The organism is Maricaulis maris (assembly GCF_003634045.1).
GTDB classification, from domain to species: Bacteria; Pseudomonadota; Alphaproteobacteria; order Caulobacterales; family Maricaulaceae; genus Maricaulis; species Maricaulis maris.
Genome location: NZ_RBIM01000003.1, coordinates 203,300 through 219,029, shown reverse-complemented (window position 1 = coordinate 219,029; position 15,730 = coordinate 203,300). Strand labels below are relative to the sequence as shown.

Below are 15,730 nucleotides of genomic sequence, written 5' to 3'. Positions count from 1 at the left end.
GCCATGAGGGGAATGCGGGACGAATCATCGGCGAGCGCCGAACTGGTTGTGCGCGAGCAAGGCGGCCGCACGATCCTTGAACCCCATGGCGATTGGGTCGTCGACACCATCGGGCGGCATGACAGCGCAATCCGCGCTGTTGAAACCTCCAATGATCCCTGTGACATCATTGTCGACCTCACCCATCTCGGCCGGGTCGATACGGCGGGCGCTTATCTACTGGGGCGCGCCACGCGGCGCTGCCCGACACCCGATGCGGATTTTCATTTTGTCGGCATTCACCGCACCGCCCGTCGCCTGATCGAGGAAGTGCGGTTGCGCACCCAGGTTTGCGGCCCTGAAGAGGTCCGGACCTTCGGTTTCATGAAGGCGATGGCGCGGATCGGGGCCGGGCTGGAAGCCGCCTATCAGGAAGCGGTCGACACGTTTGCCTTTTTCGGCAAGACATTGACCACCGGTCTGACGTGTTTCGTCCAGCCTTGGCGTTTTCGTCTCACACCGACCGTCTGGGCCATGGAGGAGGTCGGTGTCAACGCGCTGCCGATCGTCGCCGTCCTGTCGTTTTTCATCGGTGCCGTGGTTGCCTTCATGGGCGCCAACCTGTTGCAAAGCGTCGGTTTCTCCGTGTTTACGGTGGAATTGGTGGGGATTTCGGTGTTGCGCGAATTTGGCGTGCTGATCACCGCCATCATGTTGGCCGGCCGCTCTGACAGTGCCTTCACCGCCTCGATCGGCGCCATGAAGATGCAACAGGAAGTCGACGCCATGCGCGTGCTCGGCCTTGATCCGTTTGAAGCGCTGGTCCTGCCGCGCGTCGTCGCCTGTGTGCTGATGGCGCCCTTGTTGACCTTCGGGGCCATGGTGGCAGGGATTTTCGGTGGCATGCTGGTCGCCTGGACGGCGCAGGATATCTCGCCGGCGCTCTTTTTCACGCGCCTGCATTCCGAACTGGATATCAGTCATTTCTGGGTCGGCATGTCGAAAGCGCCGGTCTTCGGCCTGGTCGTCGCGATCATTGGCTGTCGTCAGGGCATGCAGGTGCAGGGCGATGTCGAGTCGCTCGGTCGCCGCGTGACCGCCTCCGTCGTGCAGTCGATCTTTGCAGTGATCGTGCTCGAAGCCCTGTTTGCCATGATGTATCTGGAGTTGGGGATTTGAGCGACGACATCCTCATCTCGGTGCGCAATCTGCGCAGCGCCTTCGGGCCTCATGTGGTGCATGAGCATCTCGATCTCGATATCCGGCGTGGCGAAATTCTGGGCATTGTCGGCGGCTCCGGCACCGGCAAGACCGTATTGCTCAACACCATTCTCGGCCTCAAACAGCCCGAGGGTGGCGAAATCCTGCTCAATGGCCAACGCTTGGCGGAGATGTCGGAGCGTGAGCGCCGGCAGATCGATAGCCGCCTCGGCGTCCTGTTCCAGAACGGTGCCCTGTTCACCTCGCTTTCCGTGCTCGAAAACGTGATGGCGCCGCTGCGCGAACATATCGATATGCCGGTCTCGCTGATGGAAGAGATCGCCGGCATGAAGATTGGCCTGGCCGGTCTCGACCCGAGCGCGGCTGACCGTTTCCCGTCGGAATTGTCGGGCGGTATGCGCAAGCGTGCCGCCCTGGCGCGCGCGCTGGCGCTGGACCCGGAAATCCTGTTCCTCGACGAACCGACCGCCGGACTCGATCCGATCGGCGCGGCGGCCTTCGACAATCTCATCCTGGAATTGTCGCAAGCGCTGGGCCTGACTGTGGTCATGATCACACACGACCTCGACAGTCTGTACTCGATTTGCGACCGGGTGGCCGTTTTGGCCGACAAGCGGGTTGAAGCGGTGGCGCCAATCAGGGACTTGTTGAACAACCCGCACCCTTGGATCAAGGAATACTTCCACGGGCCGCGCGGTCGCGCCGCGCTGGCCGGCAAGGAGAATTAGGACATGGAAACCAAAGCCCATCACGCCCTGGTCGGCCTGTTCGCGGTACTCCTTCTGGCGGCTGGCGGCTTCTTCGCCCTGTGGCTCGGCAAGGTCTCCTTCGACGAGGACTATGCCGTCTATGACATCGTGTTCGACGGCCCGGTGCGTGGCTTGCGCGAAAGCGGGGAGGTCCGCTTCAACGGCATCCAGGTCGGCGAGGTGACCGAGCTGGAGCTGGATGATCAGAGCCGGGTTATTGCGCGCATCCAGGTGCTCGCCCAGACACCGGTCCGGGTCGACAGTTTCGCCCAGCTCGAGCCGCAGGGCCTGACCGGCCTGTCCTATATCCTGATCACCGGTGGCACGCCGGAGGCAGAGCGCCTGCGCAGCGAGGCCGGTCGGCCGCCGCCGCGCATCTTCGCGCGCCGGGCGCAGCTGGAAGGTCTGGTTGAAGGGTCCGAAGATGTGCTTGATGCGGCCCAGACAGCCCTGTTCCGGCTGACGGCCCTGCTCAGCGAGCAGAATGTCGGTGAGGTCTCGGCAACCCTGACCAATCTGCGCGAGATTACCGAGCGTCTGTCCGAGGAAGAGGCGTTGATCGCGGACATGCGTCGCACCTTGGGCAGTATTGACACGGCAGCTCAGGACATGTCGGAAGCTGCGGCCTCGCTACAGCAATTCGGCGTTACGGCCGAAGCCTTCCTCAACAATGAGATGACGCTGGCCACCAATGAGACGACGCTTGCTGCCATGGCAGTGAACCAGGCGGCGGCGGATACCAACCAGATCGTCCTGACCCTGCAACCGGCGCTGGAAAGCCTCGCCGACAGCGGCATCGAGGACCTCAACCGGACACTCTCCGACTTGCGGCGCGTCGTCGCTTCGCTCGAGCGGATCACGTCGGAAGTTGAAAGCAATCCGGGCGGCTTCATTGCCGGAGCGCCCCGCGAAACCGTGGAGGTGCCGCAATGAGCGGATCCCGCTTTATCCGAGCCGCCCTGGCCGGGCTGACCGCCTTGTCGGTGTCGGCCTGTGTCTCCCTGTTGCCCGAGTCCGAGCCGGTCAATGTCTATCGCCTGTCATCACCGGAACCGGCCGAACTGGCGGGCGAGAACTGGGTGATCATCGAGATCGATACGCCGAATGCGCCGCGGGGCCTGTCCGGCGACCAGATCGCGATCATGCAGGACGGGGTCAGCCTCGCCTATATCAGCGGCGCGCGCTGGATTTCGCCGGCGCCGCGTCTGCTGCAAACATTGGTGATTGATACTTTCAACGCCAACAATAACCAGCTCGCCCCGACCCGGGCCGATGACGGTGTTCGCGCCGATTATGAGCTGCGTCTGGACATGCAGGAGTTCGAGGCTGTCTATGATCACGGCGTCGATGCGCCGCCGCTGGTGCGCGTGCGTATCGCTGCGCGCCTGGTTGCCGAACATGGCCGCCGATTTGCCGGCGCCCGTGTCGTCACTGCGGACGTGCGAGCCAGCGCCAACCGGACCTCAAGCATCGTCGCCGCTTTCGACCAGGCAACACGACAAACCGGTCAGGAAATCGCCGATTGGACGGCGATCCGAACGGCGTCGTCCGCCGACTAAGCTGTCAGGGCTTCAGGGCTTCAGGGCTTCAGGGCTACAGTCAGGCAACGAATTTCAGTCCGGTATCAGGCGGCTCAGCTGTCGCCCGAGCCGTCCTCATCCTTGGGGGCGCGGCGGCCGCGTTTCGGGGCCGGGGCGTCGTCCTCGTCGGGCATGGATGAGAGCAGGTCCTTCCAGCGCCAACCCGGCTCGCTGCTGGCGCCGCTGCTGCGCCGTCCACCACGTTCGGGGAAACCGACCGCATTGTCGGCACGCGGCTGGGTCGAGGCTTCGGAATGGCCGAGCGGGCGCTTCATGTCATCGTCATCGGAGACGGCGTCGCTGTCCGTGTCGGTCGGCTGGGCCGGTTCGGATGCGGAACGGCGTGACTTGCGTCCGGCCAGAGGGTCGGGCAGTTCGTTGGTGCCGAGGTCCGGCGCCCGGCGTCCGCCGGCGACCGAACCCATGCGCAGCATGAAGTCCGACAGCAATTCATAGTTCTGGCGAATGCGCGCCTGGAAGGCGGCATCGATTTCCTGGGCTTCCTCGGCCGCGGCCATGGCCGCCGCATTGAGGCCTTCCAGTCCTCGGCGCAGCGTGTCGGCGGCCTCTTGGGCGCGATCACGCGCCATGCCGGGCATTTCCGCGAGGCGTTCGGTCATGGCATCAATATGACGTTCGACGGTCTGGGTTTCCGAGCGGGCCGTTGCCAATACGGACTCGAGCCGGCGGCGTACCGAGTCGGCGGCTTCGTCGGCAGCGACCGAGGCGCGCTTGGTCAGCTTGTCGGCTTCGGCGAGGCGCAATTCGAAGGCCTCATCGGAACGGCGGGCGGCCTCATAGGCGGCCTCATTGGTCTGTTCGACCTTGCTGGCGACGATATCGGCCTGGGCCTCGATCGCGTCGATGGCGGCATCGGAGACAGACTTTGCCTCCTGGGCCGACGCGATCAGGCGCGCCAATGCCGACTCGTGTTCCTGCGCGGCGCTTTCGGTTTCGGCCCGGACGCGGCCGGCCATGCCATCAGCCCGTTCAATCGCGGCCTCCACGGCTTCGCGGAAGGCGACCGCTCCGTTCGACGCGGCGGAATTGAGCGCATCAGCGCCGTCGCGCGCGGTCGAGGCCATGACTTCCAACTCGGCCTTGTGGAAGTCGAGGGCGGCGGCAATCTTTTCCTGTTCCTTGCGCAGGGCTTCGCCAGCATCGGCGAGGCGTTGGCGGTGCTTCACATACGCGGCATCGAGGTTTTCCGAACGCTCCTTGAGACCGTCGGACAGCTCGCGCAAATGCGTGGTGCGCTCGGAAATGACCAGGGCGGCGGCATCGCTGCGCTCGGTGACGGCGCTGCCGGCCGAGTTGAGGTCTTCGACGCTGGCGCGGATGCGGCGTTCGCTGTCAGAGGCCTGGCTGGCCGCCAGCTCGGCGGCGGCGGCGACCATTTTGGATTGATCGGAAATCGCCGCTGCGATCAGGGCCGCCTTGTCGTCGAGCGATTCCGACACTTCGCCGAGCCGCAGGCGTTCGGTGCGCAGGCCCTTGAGCAGGTGTTCGGTCCGGTCGCGGGCGTCGGTGGCGGATTGTTCCAGCGATTCCGCGTGATGGCTGATCACTTCTTCCATCGCCGCCAGCCGGGCGAGGGCGCTTTCCAGCGCGGAGTTGATCCGTTCAACCTCGCCGGACACAGCATCCGACAGGGTCTGGACTTCATGGCGGGCATATTGCGCCGGTTCGGCGAGCTTGCGGATGGCCAGTTCGACACGGCGGGTATTGGCCGAGCTGCGAACGATCTCGCGCGCCATCATGCCGGCGATGATGAAGATCAGGGCGGGCAGGAGGGCGAAAACCGACAGGCCGGTCAGCTGGCCGAAGCTGTAGCGGCCAAGCGCGTCGAGCGACTGAATGCCGAGATAGGCCCACAGATAGGCGCTGGCGCCGCCGACCCAGCACAGGGCAAAACAATTGCCCAACCAGACCAGCCAATTGCCGCCGCGCGGCGGTGCCTCGGCCGAATTGGCTTCCGGTGCGGCGGGCGCGGTCAGCGCCTTGCTGCCGGTCTCGGCAATCGGCGTTGTGCTGTCCTCGTCGGCCATGGTCATCTCCGCGAGTTCGATCTTGTGGTCGTGTCTGGTCTCGGTCATTTCGGGCCTGGCTGGCTGCAATCGGCCTCCGGCCAGCGCGCGCGCACGCCTGCCGGAGCTGGATATTATGACAGAGAATAGGGGGAGATGCGCGCGAGGCACACAGATAATCTATGCAAATTCAATATTTGCAGCGGAAAGGTCGTGTGGATTGACGGCGGATCGGGCGTGTCAGCTGTTGTAGATCAACGGTGGCGACAGCAATTCCGGCGTCTCGCGCGGGTCGCGGATCGGCATCCACTGGGCGCAGCCATCGCCGCGGGCGGGAACCCAGCCGGACTTGCCATCGGAACCGTTTACCAACAACACCGCTTCGCGGTATTCGGCCGGACGCGCGGTCGGATCAGTGCCGCAGTGTGCGGACCCTGACGCCTCGATCCCGATCGAGGACAGGGCCATGACGGCGAACCATTCGATGAGCGCGATAAGAAACTCGACCATTTCAGGGGCGTCCCCGGATCCTGAATGTGTTGAACATGTGCCTAGTACCTGCATACGGTGAGGGCAATTCACGAAACATGGGAAGTTCGTGAAGACTTGGTAAGAAGATGGCAAAAATGGGGCGACGCCCCGCGGGGGCAGGCATGGACGAGGCCAGTGAGAGCGAGGAAGCGGGCGTCCTGATCATGCTCGGCCTCACCGTCTTCGGCCTGCTGTTCGCCAACCTGGCCGGCTTTGCCCATGTCTGGCCGGCTGCCGACATCCTGCCGCTGCAAACCGCGGACCCCGGTCCGGCCGACCGTGTGGTGTGGTGGCTTGGCCAGACATTTACTGCCTGGGTGTTCAACATATTGCTGCTCGTCCTGTTCGGTTCAGCCCTGGCGCTGGGCCTGGATGTCGGCGGGCGCGGTTCGCTCGGCTGGATGTGCCTGCTCGGTCTGATGGCGGCCTATCTGTTCTGGCATGGCGAGCTTTTGACCGTAATGGCGCTGGCCGGCATGATTGCGCGTCCGATGCGGGCGCTGCAGCCGGCGACCCGCTGGATGACTCTCGGCGCATTGATTGGCGGGTCTTTCCTGATCCTGCTCGCCGGCGCCGGGATCACCGCCTTGCTGCCGGACACGATGGCTCTGGCTGACCTGCTGGGCCTCGACAACACCCGGATCGCCGCCATCGAGGCGAGCCACCAGGCCGGCTTCCTGGCGCGCTTGCCGGGCAATATGGCGACCGCCCTCCAGTTCCACATGGTCGAGATGTTTTTTCTGGGCGGCGGCGTTTTGGGTTTTGTCTTGCTGGGCATGGAATTGGTCGAGCGCGGTTTCTGGTCGGGACGCTGGCCGGTCATGCCGCTGGTTCTCAGCGCCGCGATCGCGCTCGGCATCGGCCTGCCGCTCAATGGCTGGGCGGCCTTGCACGCACTGAGCACCGATTTCGCGCCGTCACAGACCGGTCAGGGCGTGGCGGCACACGCCACCGGGGCGATGCTGACGGCCTGGGGCTATGCGGCGCTGGTGGTTTTGGCGGTCCGGTTTCGGCTCGGAGAGGCGTTGCAGCTACTGCTCATCCGCGCCGGCCATCTCTGGCTCAGTGTCGTGGTCGGCCAGATCATCGTGCTGACCCTGATCTTTTCCGGCCTGCCGGGTGTGGCCCTGTTTGGCCGGATCGGCCCGCTTGGCTTGTTTGCCATGGGGATCGGACTCGCCCTTGTGCAAGCCGGACTGATTTGGCTGTGTGACCGCCATTTGCGGGTCGGCCCGGTTGAATGGGCGTTGGAGGGCTTGGCCCATCGCCGCTTCGCGCGGCTGCGGCGCTAGTTTTCCGCGTCGGGCTGCCGCTCCGGCGCCGCAGCGTCGAAAGCCGGCAGGGCGCGGCAGGCGGCGTCCGCCGCTGCAAGAGCAGGCCAGTCGGCCATGTCGAGACCCCATCGGCGGGCATTATAGGCCTGCGGAACCAGATAGATGTCAGCCAGACCCGGCCGCTGGCCGCCGAGATATTCACCGGTTCGCGGCGCCGCCCTGACCAAGGTCTCGAGGGCATCCAAACCGGACGTCATCCAGCGTTGCGCCCAGGCCTTCATGCCCTCGGGGCCCTGGCCGAGATCGCCGGCGACGGCTTTCAGGACGCGCAAATTCTGCAGCGGGTGGATGTCGCAGCCGATAATCGACGCCCAGCCGCGGATCCGGCAGCGTTCGGCAGCGTCGCGCGGCAGGAAGGCGGGGTCGGGCCAGGTTTCGTCGATCCATTCGAGGATGGCGGGCGATTGCAGCAGGCGGTCGCCCCCATGTTCGAGCACCGGCACCAGGCCCTGTGGCTGGATCGCGAGCCAGTCGGCGCCCGCCTGTTCGCCCTCTTTCAGATTGACGGCCACCTGCTGGTAGGAAACGTCCTTCAGATTGAGCGCGATGCGAAGCCGGTAAGCGGCGCTTGAGCGCCAATAGCCGTAGAGTGTCGTGGTCATGGCGCTGCTAGCTCCGTTCGGTGAGGGCAAAATCGAGCGGTGGCAGGCCGTCGATCCGCGCCGCAACCGTGTCGCCGGGATGCAGTGCGCTGACGCCGGCCGGTGTGCCAGTGAAGATGAGGTCGCCCGCGCCCAGGGTGAAATAGCGGCTGAGTTCGGCGAGCAGTGCCGCCGGAGGCAGGATCATCTGTCCGAGATCACCGGACTGGCGCATGCCGCCATTGACCGACAGGCTGATCGTGCCGGTTGCCGGTGGTGGGCCGAGTTTGAGTTTGCCCATCGGGGCCGAGGCATCAAAACCCTTGGCGATTTCCCACGGGGCCGACTTGGCCTTGAGCCGGGACTGGAGATCGCGCTTGGTCAGGTCGACACCGGTACCGCAGGCGATGATGGCACCGCCTTCGCCGAGGGCGAGGACCAGCTCGACTTCATGGTGCAGGTCCGCGGTTTCGGTCGGGTAGGGCAGGCCGGCCGCTGTCGATACGGCGCTGGCCGGCTTGGTAAAGAAGATCGCCTCGGCGGCTTCGCCCATTTCCTTGGCGTGGTCGGCATAATTGCGGCCGATGCAGAATATCCGGGCGACCGGAAAGGTCCGGCTGTCGCCATCAATGGCAAGTCGGGGCGGGGCGGGGGCAGCTATGAGATCCGTCATGCGCTATCGATAGCCGAACCGGTGGCGCGCCGTCGAGCCAACAAACGCCTTGCAGCTGCCGCCGGCATCCGGCACCTCATGGGCATGACCGATCCGAACGCCACCCCGCCTGCACTGAGCCTGCGCGATTTCATGCCTTACAGCCTCGCCGTGACCTCCAATCAGGTCAGTCGCCTGGTGGCGCGTGCCTATCAGGACCGGTTCGGGCTGACGATCTGGGAATGGCGCGTCATTGCCTTGCTGGGAGAGGCCGAACCGATGACGGCGCAATCCCTGTCCGACATTGCCGCGATGGACAAGGTGTCGGTGAGCCGGGCCGTGAAGGCACTGGTGGACCGCGGTCTCGTCGACCGGGCCGAGCGCAAGGCGGACCGGCGTTCGCGCGATCTTCGCCTGACCGCGGCCGGTCACCAGATTTATCGCGAGATCACGCCGGTGGCGCTGGGCGCTGAAGCCGATCTCCTGACCGGGCTCGATGAAGCCGAGATCGCGGTGCTGGCTGTTGTGCTCGACAAGCTGCGCCATCGCGCCGCTGAACTGTTGTCCGCCCCGACCCCTGACTAGGCGACGCGGCTCGGCGGGCGGGCCGCAGCGGCAATGCGTCCGGCTGCCAGCATGGCCAGGATTGTCGACAGGGCAAAACAGAAGGCGCCGATCAGCGGTCTCGCTTCGAGTAGGAGATTGCCACGCAGGCTGAACACGACCAGCGCGATCACCAGCACATCGGCCATCGACCATTTTCCCAACCGCTCCAGCCATCGCAGCGCGCGAGGTTCAGTGACGGCGTCTGACGCCGGGTGGGATAGTTGCAATCGCCACATCCAGCCGAGCTTGGCGAAGGGAAAGCCGACCGAGAAGGTCAGCACCGTCAGCGCGAGCAACCATTCCTGTGCGCTGAGCAGCGACAGGCCGAGCGACAGGATGGAGTGAGCGTCACCCCAGAGGCCGAGATGTCGTGTTTCCAGTGCCGGAAGTGTCAATCCGGGCACGAGCAGGACGCTGGCGAGAAGCAGCAATCCGGTCGCCAGGGAATCGGGTCGGGAGTTATTTCGCGCCACCATCCATCATACCAGCGCGAGGAAGGAGGCCAAAAAACGGCAGGTCGCGCAGATTTGCGGCACCCGATACCGCAGCCTCCGACGGCGCTATACTTGAAATTTTTGCGGCAACCGGCATTCAGTATTTACTTTTCAGGAACAGTTTTTGGCTCACCGCCATGGTCATAGGATATTACAAGTATTGGTAATATCCAATTACCCGGACGAAAGTCGTGGTTAATACCCATCCCCTAGGTGGACCCCATACGCCGCACTGCGGTGACATAGGAACAGGACGGGGTGTCCCCAATGCACAAAATCATTTTGCCGGCTCTGGCCGGCCTTCTCATGACAACGCCAGCCATGGCCGAGACGACGCAGCGCGATCTGGAAGTGATCGGTCGCGCACTGGGCTTTGTTGAAGGCGCCAGCGGTTCCGACCGCACCGTCGCGATCGTGTTCGATCCGGCCAGCGAAGGCGAAGCGCAGGCGCTCGCGTCTGCGATGTCCGGCGGCCTTTCGGCGGGCCGGGTCACGCTCAATGCCCGCCTTGTCCCGATGGCTGACACGGGTTCGATCAGCGGCGCTGACGCGGCTGTCCTGCTCGGTTCGGCTGCCGGTGATGCCGGCGTCTTCGGTGCCGCAAGCTCCGCAGGCGTGATGACCGTGTCCACCGATATGAGCTGTGTCGAAAGCGCTCGTTGCGTGATGGGCGTCCAGAGCGCGCCGTCCGTGCGCATCGTGGTCAATCGCGGCGCGTCCGACAGCTCGTCGGTCTCCTTCGCCGCCGCCTTCGCCATGATGATTGAAGAAATCTAAGCGTAATCCGAGATTTGAGAGAGTAGCTACCATGAAGACCCAATTCCTCACGACGTCGATCTCGGTGCTTGCGCTGAGCGTCGGTTTCTCCGCCGCGACTGCTGCCCAGTCGCTCGACTATACCGCCATGAGCGACCTGTTCGGCGAGCCGGTGACCGCTGGCGCCACAGGGGCTCCGCAGCGCGCGTCCGACGTTCCTGCGACGATGATCATCATCACCCAGGGCGATATCGAGCGTTTCCCGGAGTACGATATTCCGGGCATCCTGCGCCACTATGCCGGTATTGATTACAACCGCTATGGTTATGGCGATGGCCAGATCTCGATCCGTGGCGCTGCCACACCTTACTCGCCGCGCCTGCTGGTGCTGGTAAACGGTCGTGAAGTCTATCTCGACAGCTATGGCTACACCGCTTGGTCGACGCTTCCGGTCCAGCTTGAGGAAATCCAGCAGATCGAAGTCGTCAAGGGTGCCCAGTCGGCTCTCTACGGCTTCAATGCGGTGTCCGGTGTGGTCAATATCATCACCCGCAACCCGCAGCATGGCGACTACGCCACGGCGCGCGTGAATGTCGAAACCGATGGCGGTTTCAACGCCGCTTTCGTGGCGGCACGCCAGTTCGGTGACCGCGCTGCCGTACGGGTCAGCTATGGCAATGCCGAGACCTCCGAACTGCCGGCGGGTGACAACGCCATCGAGGCCCAGCCGCTCGCCCTGCAGGACTTTCACCGTGAAACCGGTGCCATCGAAGGTCGTTTTTCCCTGACCGACAAGGTCAGCCTGACGGCGGAAGCGACTTTCACCAATGTCGACCAGTCGGAAATGACGTCGGTCTATTCTTCTGCTCGCGCCCTGTACGAGTTGCGCTCCTACAAGGCCGAGCTGGAAGCTGATACCGATTATGGTGTCATCACGGCTCTCGCTTACCGCAATGAAAGCGAGATCGCCTATTCCTTCGGTCCGCTCAGCGCCGAGCTGACGACCTTCCGCATCCAGGACCTGTTCAAGGTCGGCACCAACAACACCGTCCGCATTGGCGCCGAGTTCCGCGACGGCCAGACCGCGTCCTTCCCGGATCCGGGCAATGGCGATTTCGGTTATGAGTCGATGGCCTTCTCGGTGATGTGGAACCACAAGTTCTCCAACGCTTGGGACCTCACACTTGCCGGGCGCTATGACAGCGTCGACTGGAGTCGTGATGGCGCGCCGGGAGGCTTCTACAGCTTCACGCAGGACGACTATTCGGTGTCGTTTGAAGAGTTCTCCTACAATGCGGCGCTGGTCTGGCGTCCGTCCTTCGGCGGCACGATGCGCTTCATGGCGGGGCGTGGCATCCAGGCACCGACCTCCTTTGACATCGGCTTCACCCTGCAGACAACCGTGGGGGGCAACCCGCTCATCCTGTCGGGCAATCCGGACATGGTACCGTCTATCGTCGACAGCTATGAGGTCGCTTATGACCGTAGCCTGACGCCGACCATCGACATGCGTGCCGCTGTGTTCATGCAGGACACGTCGGACGTGCGGGGCCAGTTCGGACTCTTCCCGGACCTGCTGCCGCCGACCGTCACGATCCCGACCCTCCTGTTCGATAACCGCGGCGACACCACGACGACCGGTTTCGAATTTGGCCTCGCCGGCGATCCGGAAGGCAATTGGAACTGGGATGCGAACTATACGTACCAGCAGACTGAAGACGATCTGGATGGCACGTTCGGTCTTGGCCATGTCCAGGACTTCGAGAATGCGACCCCGGCTCACCTGTTCAACGGCCATGTCGGTTGGACCGGCGACAAGCTGAGCGTCGATGGGTTCGTGAACTATGTGTCAGAAACCACGTCGCCGCTGCAGCCGGTCTTCGGCCTGCCGACCCAGGTTGCGATCGACGATTATGTCGCCGTTTCCTTCCGCGCCGGCTATCGCTTCAACGACCATATCGCTGTGTCGCTGAACGCCCAGAATGCCAATTTCGGCGACGGCGAGGCGACCACCGCCAACGCCCAGTCGGAAAGCCGCGTCTGGTTCGGTCTGTCGAGCAGCTTCTAATATGAAATGAGCGCCCCGGCACTGAACGGTGCCGGGGCGTTAACCCTGACTTCAGCGATTCGGGCGGATTCTCGGCCTGACGACAAAACCGCCACCGGTGATGTCAATTGGGAGACTACAATGGGCAAGGCCTCTTCACTCTTCAAGCTGACCATCGCGCAATCCTTTGCGGTTGCGCCGATCGCAGCCATCATTGCGCTGATTGCGGTTGCCGGATTGGGCGCCTGGTCGCTGCAGGACGGGTCGGCCAGTCAGCAACGTGCGATGCGGGAGATGAATGCCGCGCTCGAACTCACTGACCTGAAATCCGAACTCCAGACCATCAACAGCGAAGTGCTCGCTGTCGTGACGGCCCAGGCCGCCGGCAATTCGATTGATGTGATGGCGGAGTTTGACGCCGTCAGCACCCGTGTTGACGGCCTGTCTGCCCGGATCAGCCAGCTCCAAAGCTCCGGCGCCGACATCGCGGCGGGGACGGACACGTTTGACAGCCTTGTCGAACAGCTCGCCCTTTATCGCGATGCGCTTGATTTCGTCGGCCAGATGCTGGAACTCGATTTTGCCAGCTCGGTTGCCTTCCTCCAGCCCTTTGACGCGGTTTTTGCGGAGATCAGTGCTGATCTGGATGGCCTCGCCATGGAAGGGGCCTCCCTGGCCCGCATGGATGCCGAAGCAACGCAAGCCGCAGTGCGCAACTCCATCATCATGTTCATCGGGCTGACCATTGGTGTCGGCATCGCCCTGATTGCCCTGGCCGTCCTGTTCGGACGCCAGATCTCGGTTTCGGTGCGCAAGATCGCAGCCGCGACCGAGGCCCTGGCTGACGGTGATTATTCGCTCGATATCGGCGCTCTGGAACGCTCGGACGAATTGGGTGCCGTGGTCGAAAGCCTGCGCCGCTTCCGCGAGAAGGGCCTGCAGGCCGAGGAACTTGAAAAAGAACAGCGCGCCCAGGCCGAAGCCAATGAGCGCCGCGCCGCCAAGCTCAATGATCTGGCCCAGGCATTTGATGCCGAGGTCATGTCGATGCTGGGCGAAGTCAATGAGGCCTGTTCCTCGATGTCGGCGATCGCCGAGCAGCTGTCGCAGGCCGCGACCGAAGGCTCGGAACAGTCCGGCCAGATGGCGTCATCCGCCGCCCAAGCCTCGGCCAATGTCGAGTCTGTTGCGGCGGCGTCTGAAGAGCTGACGGCCTCGATTGCCGAAGTCACTCAGCAGATCCAGGGCTCCTCCGACATGGCCAGCCAGGCCGATGAACGGGCCAAGTCGGTCCGCGCCGTCGTCGACAATCTCGGTGCGGCTGCGCAGGAGATCGGCAATGTGGTGCAGCTGATCAATGATATTTCCGAGCAGACCAACCTGCTGGCCCTGAACGCCACCATTGAGGCCGCCCGCGCTGGCGAAGCCGGCAAGGGCTTTGCGGTTGTCGCTTCCGAGGTCAAGTCGCTCGCCGCCCAGACCGCCAAGGCCACGGATGATATCCGCGACCAGATCCAGGCGATCCAGGAGGCAGCCGCCTCGTCTTCCGCCTCGATCGAGGACGTGACCCGCGCTGTCGGCGAAATCTCCCGTTCGGCTTCGGCGATTGCCGCTGCTGCGGAAGAGCAGAGTGCCTCGACCCGCGAGATTTCGAGTTCTGTCTCGCATGCCGCGACCAGCGCCCGTGCCGTCTCCGACAATGTCGATGTGGTGTCCCGCTCGGCCCGTCAGACCGGCGACGCCTCGCAGGACGTGCTGCGTGCCGTGCGGACCGTCTCCGAACGAGCCGAGAAACTGAATTCCACCGTTGAAACCTTCCTCACCGAGGTTCGCGAGGCCGGCTGATCTCTCCCCCCTTGATGTCGCCTTGCAACATGAGCGCCCGGACCCTCTCCCCCCTCGGTCCGGGCGCTTTAGTTTTTGGGGTCCGGTTTCCGTCCCTAATTCTCGCCCAGGGCGCGTAGCGGCAGGCGGATGATGCGACCGGCGATGTTCGCGAGGCTGCTCGGTGCGGCGATACGGTCCTGCGAGGTTTCGCCGTTGAAGGCATGACTGAGGGCTCCGCTGGCGGCGAGTTGCATCAGGGTCTGGGAGGCTGCGAAGTCGGTATGCCCGATCAGCGTGCCATCGGTGAGCTCGCTCAGATCGAGGATGGCGATGCCGCGTTCGATCAGGGCGTCCTGGCGGGCGCCTATGCCCAGCCGGGCGCGGCCGCCGCCGCTCAGCGTGTCTGACACCAGCAGCGCCTGATCGCGGTTCGAGACCACGACCGTCATGTGCCGGGGCGGTGGATTGATCGCGGCGAGCTGGTTCAAAAACACGTCATAATCGATATCCGGCGACGCTAGGATGACCGGGTCAATCTTGGCCAGGATGTCGGTGCGCCCTTGCAGGGACAGTTGCCGCATCGCTTCCATGGTCACCAGCGCCCCCATCGAATGGGCCAGGATCGTGACTGAGACGGAAGGGCTGTTGGCGACGGTTTCAAGCAGGTCTGCCAGCCCGTCGCGGGCAAATTGCGCGCTGTCGCGATCGTGCAGATAGGCCGTGATCTGGCCGGCCGACGGCCAGGCATAATGCACGGCCACGGTGTTCACCCCGAAATCATTGAGGATCTGGGCGTTCAGATAAAGCCCGTCCGAATAGGGCGTGTTGAAGCCGTGCACGAAGACGAAGACCTGTCGCTCGACTAGGGGCAGGGCGCTCAATTGCCGGTCGAGCAGGGCTGAAAACTCGCGGCGTCCGATATCCGGCTGATATCCGGTCAAGGCGAACTCGCGCCGCGGGTCGACCCGCGCCGAGGGATAGTTGATCTCGCCGGCCAGCCGGTTGGCCGGAACCCAGACATCAGCGCGGGCAAAGGACAACTCGCCGCGCAGCGTGGTCAGGCGGATATCCGGATCCGGGCTGGGCACCCGCGTCGTCGCAATCAGGATCGTCTCGCTACGCCCGTTGGCACTGCCCGGATCCACAATCGGCAAATGCGCCGGCGCGCTGGCACATCCCGCGAGCAGGCCGAGACAGGTGACAAAGAGGGCGAGGGCGGGCAGGCGGAGGGACGGGGGCAAATTCGGCTCCTGAAGATGCGGCGTCGACCGACGTCCACGCAACGGCACAGTCGTCTCAGACGGACCACGCGGTCAATGCCACAGGCGCGTGGCGTCTGGCGTTGA

The 15,730-nt window shown here is 64.0% G+C and carries 15 protein-coding genes; 9 read left to right on the top strand and 6 right to left on the bottom strand.

Translation table 11 applies throughout. The features are described from left to right. Nucleotides 1-3 precede the first annotated feature (3 nt). The 4 genes from C7435_RS07030 to C7435_RS07015 are packed head-to-tail and all read left to right on the top strand — an operon-like array spanning nucleotide 4 to nucleotide 3,508. Nucleotides 4-1,158, top strand: coding sequence for an ABC transporter permease (locus tag C7435_RS07030; RefSeq protein WP_075190425.1), 1,155 nt, complete (start codon nucleotides 4-6; stop codon nucleotides 1,156-1,158). Beyond that, nucleotides 1,155-1,928 (top strand): ABC transporter ATP-binding protein, encoded by a 774-nt coding sequence (locus C7435_RS07025; RefSeq protein ID WP_075190426.1) that lies wholly within the window; start codon nucleotides 1,155-1,157, stop codon nucleotides 1,926-1,928. Before C7435_RS07030 ends, C7435_RS07025 begins: the two co-directional genes overlap by 4 nt. Before the next feature lie 3 nt (nucleotides 1,929-1,931). Further along, nucleotides 1,932-2,882 (top strand): MlaD family protein, encoded by a 951-nt coding sequence (locus tag C7435_RS07020; RefSeq protein ID WP_075190427.1) that lies wholly within the window; start codon nucleotides 1,932-1,934, stop codon nucleotides 2,880-2,882. Continuing rightward, complete coding sequence (locus C7435_RS07015) at nucleotides 2,879-3,508, top strand: ABC-type transport auxiliary lipoprotein family protein (RefSeq protein ID WP_121210564.1); 630 nt, start codon at nucleotides 2,879-2,881, stop codon at nucleotides 3,506-3,508. Before C7435_RS07020 ends, C7435_RS07015 begins: the two co-directional genes overlap by 4 nt. Before the next feature lie 74 nt (nucleotides 3,509-3,582). On the opposite strand, the gene C7435_RS07010 is transcribed toward C7435_RS07015, so the two are convergent. After that, nucleotides 3,583-5,625 (bottom strand): coiled-coil domain-containing protein, encoded by a 2,043-nt coding sequence (locus tag C7435_RS07010; protein ID WP_121210563.1) that lies wholly within the window; start codon nucleotides 5,623-5,625, stop codon nucleotides 3,583-3,585. Between the two features lie 171 nt (nucleotides 5,626-5,796). Then, nucleotides 5,797-6,066 (bottom strand): hypothetical protein, encoded by a 270-nt coding sequence (locus tag C7435_RS07005; protein WP_075190430.1) that lies wholly within the window; start codon nucleotides 6,064-6,066, stop codon nucleotides 5,797-5,799. A 143-nt stretch (nucleotides 6,067-6,209) separates the two neighbouring features. Between C7435_RS07005 and C7435_RS07000 the strand changes: the two genes are divergently transcribed. Then, nucleotides 6,210-7,379 (top strand): DUF418 domain-containing protein, encoded by a 1,170-nt coding sequence (locus C7435_RS07000; protein ID WP_170150374.1) that lies wholly within the window; start codon nucleotides 6,210-6,212, stop codon nucleotides 7,377-7,379. Here the strand turns inward: C7435_RS07000 and maiA are convergent. Both maiA and C7435_RS06990 read right to left on the bottom strand, forming a co-directional pair. Next, nucleotides 7,376-8,023, bottom strand: a complete 648-nt coding sequence (maiA, locus tag C7435_RS06995; RefSeq protein WP_121210561.1) for a maleylacetoacetate isomerase — start codon at nucleotides 8,021-8,023, stop codon at nucleotides 7,376-7,378. The genes C7435_RS07000 and maiA overlap by 4 nt on opposite strands. A gap of 7 nt (nucleotides 8,024-8,030) precedes the next feature. Then, nucleotides 8,031-8,675 carry a fumarylacetoacetate hydrolase family protein gene (locus tag C7435_RS06990; RefSeq protein ID WP_121210560.1) on the bottom strand — a complete coding sequence of 215 codons (645 nt, stop codon included), beginning with the start codon at nucleotides 8,673-8,675 and terminating at the stop codon, nucleotides 8,031-8,033. 84 nt (nucleotides 8,676-8,759) lie between these two features. On the opposite strand from C7435_RS06990, the gene C7435_RS06985 reads away from it, so the two are divergent. After that, complete coding sequence (locus C7435_RS06985; RefSeq protein WP_121210891.1) at nucleotides 8,760-9,239, top strand: MarR family winged helix-turn-helix transcriptional regulator; 480 nt, start codon at nucleotides 8,760-8,762, stop codon at nucleotides 9,237-9,239. On the opposite strand, the gene C7435_RS06980 is transcribed toward C7435_RS06985, so the two are convergent. Next, nucleotides 9,236-9,691 carry a paraquat-inducible protein A gene (locus C7435_RS06980; protein ID WP_158025613.1) on the bottom strand — a complete coding sequence of 152 codons (456 nt, stop codon included), beginning with the start codon at nucleotides 9,689-9,691 and terminating at the stop codon, nucleotides 9,236-9,238. The two genes, C7435_RS06985 and C7435_RS06980, sit on opposite strands and share 4 nt — an antisense overlap. A gap of 330 nt (nucleotides 9,692-10,021) precedes the next feature. Here C7435_RS06980 and C7435_RS06975 point away from each other — a divergent pair, with 330 nt between their 5' ends. The 3 genes from C7435_RS06975 (at nucleotide 10,022) to C7435_RS06965 (ending at nucleotide 14,402) form a co-directional block, all read left to right on the top strand. Beyond that, nucleotides 10,022-10,531 carry a hypothetical protein gene (locus C7435_RS06975; protein ID WP_075190435.1) on the top strand — a complete coding sequence of 170 codons (510 nt, stop codon included), beginning with the start codon at nucleotides 10,022-10,024 and terminating at the stop codon, nucleotides 10,529-10,531. 31 nt (nucleotides 10,532-10,562) lie between these two features. Next, nucleotides 10,563-12,578, top strand: coding sequence for a TonB-dependent receptor plug domain-containing protein (locus C7435_RS06970; RefSeq protein WP_121210559.1), 2,016 nt, complete (start codon nucleotides 10,563-10,565; stop codon nucleotides 12,576-12,578). Nucleotides 12,579-12,698: 120 nt separating this feature from the next. Beyond that, on the top strand, nucleotides 12,699-14,402 hold the full coding sequence (locus tag C7435_RS06965; protein ID WP_170150373.1) for a methyl-accepting chemotaxis protein: 1,704 nt from the start codon (nucleotides 12,699-12,701) through the stop codon (nucleotides 14,400-14,402). 95 nt (nucleotides 14,403-14,497) lie between these two features. On the opposite strand, the gene C7435_RS06960 is transcribed toward C7435_RS06965, so the two are convergent. Next, nucleotides 14,498-15,625: an alpha/beta hydrolase gene (locus C7435_RS06960; protein WP_170150372.1), complete on the bottom strand. Its 1,128-nt coding sequence runs from the start codon at nucleotides 15,623-15,625 to the stop codon at nucleotides 14,498-14,500. Between the last annotated feature and the right edge of the window lie 105 nt (nucleotides 15,626-15,730).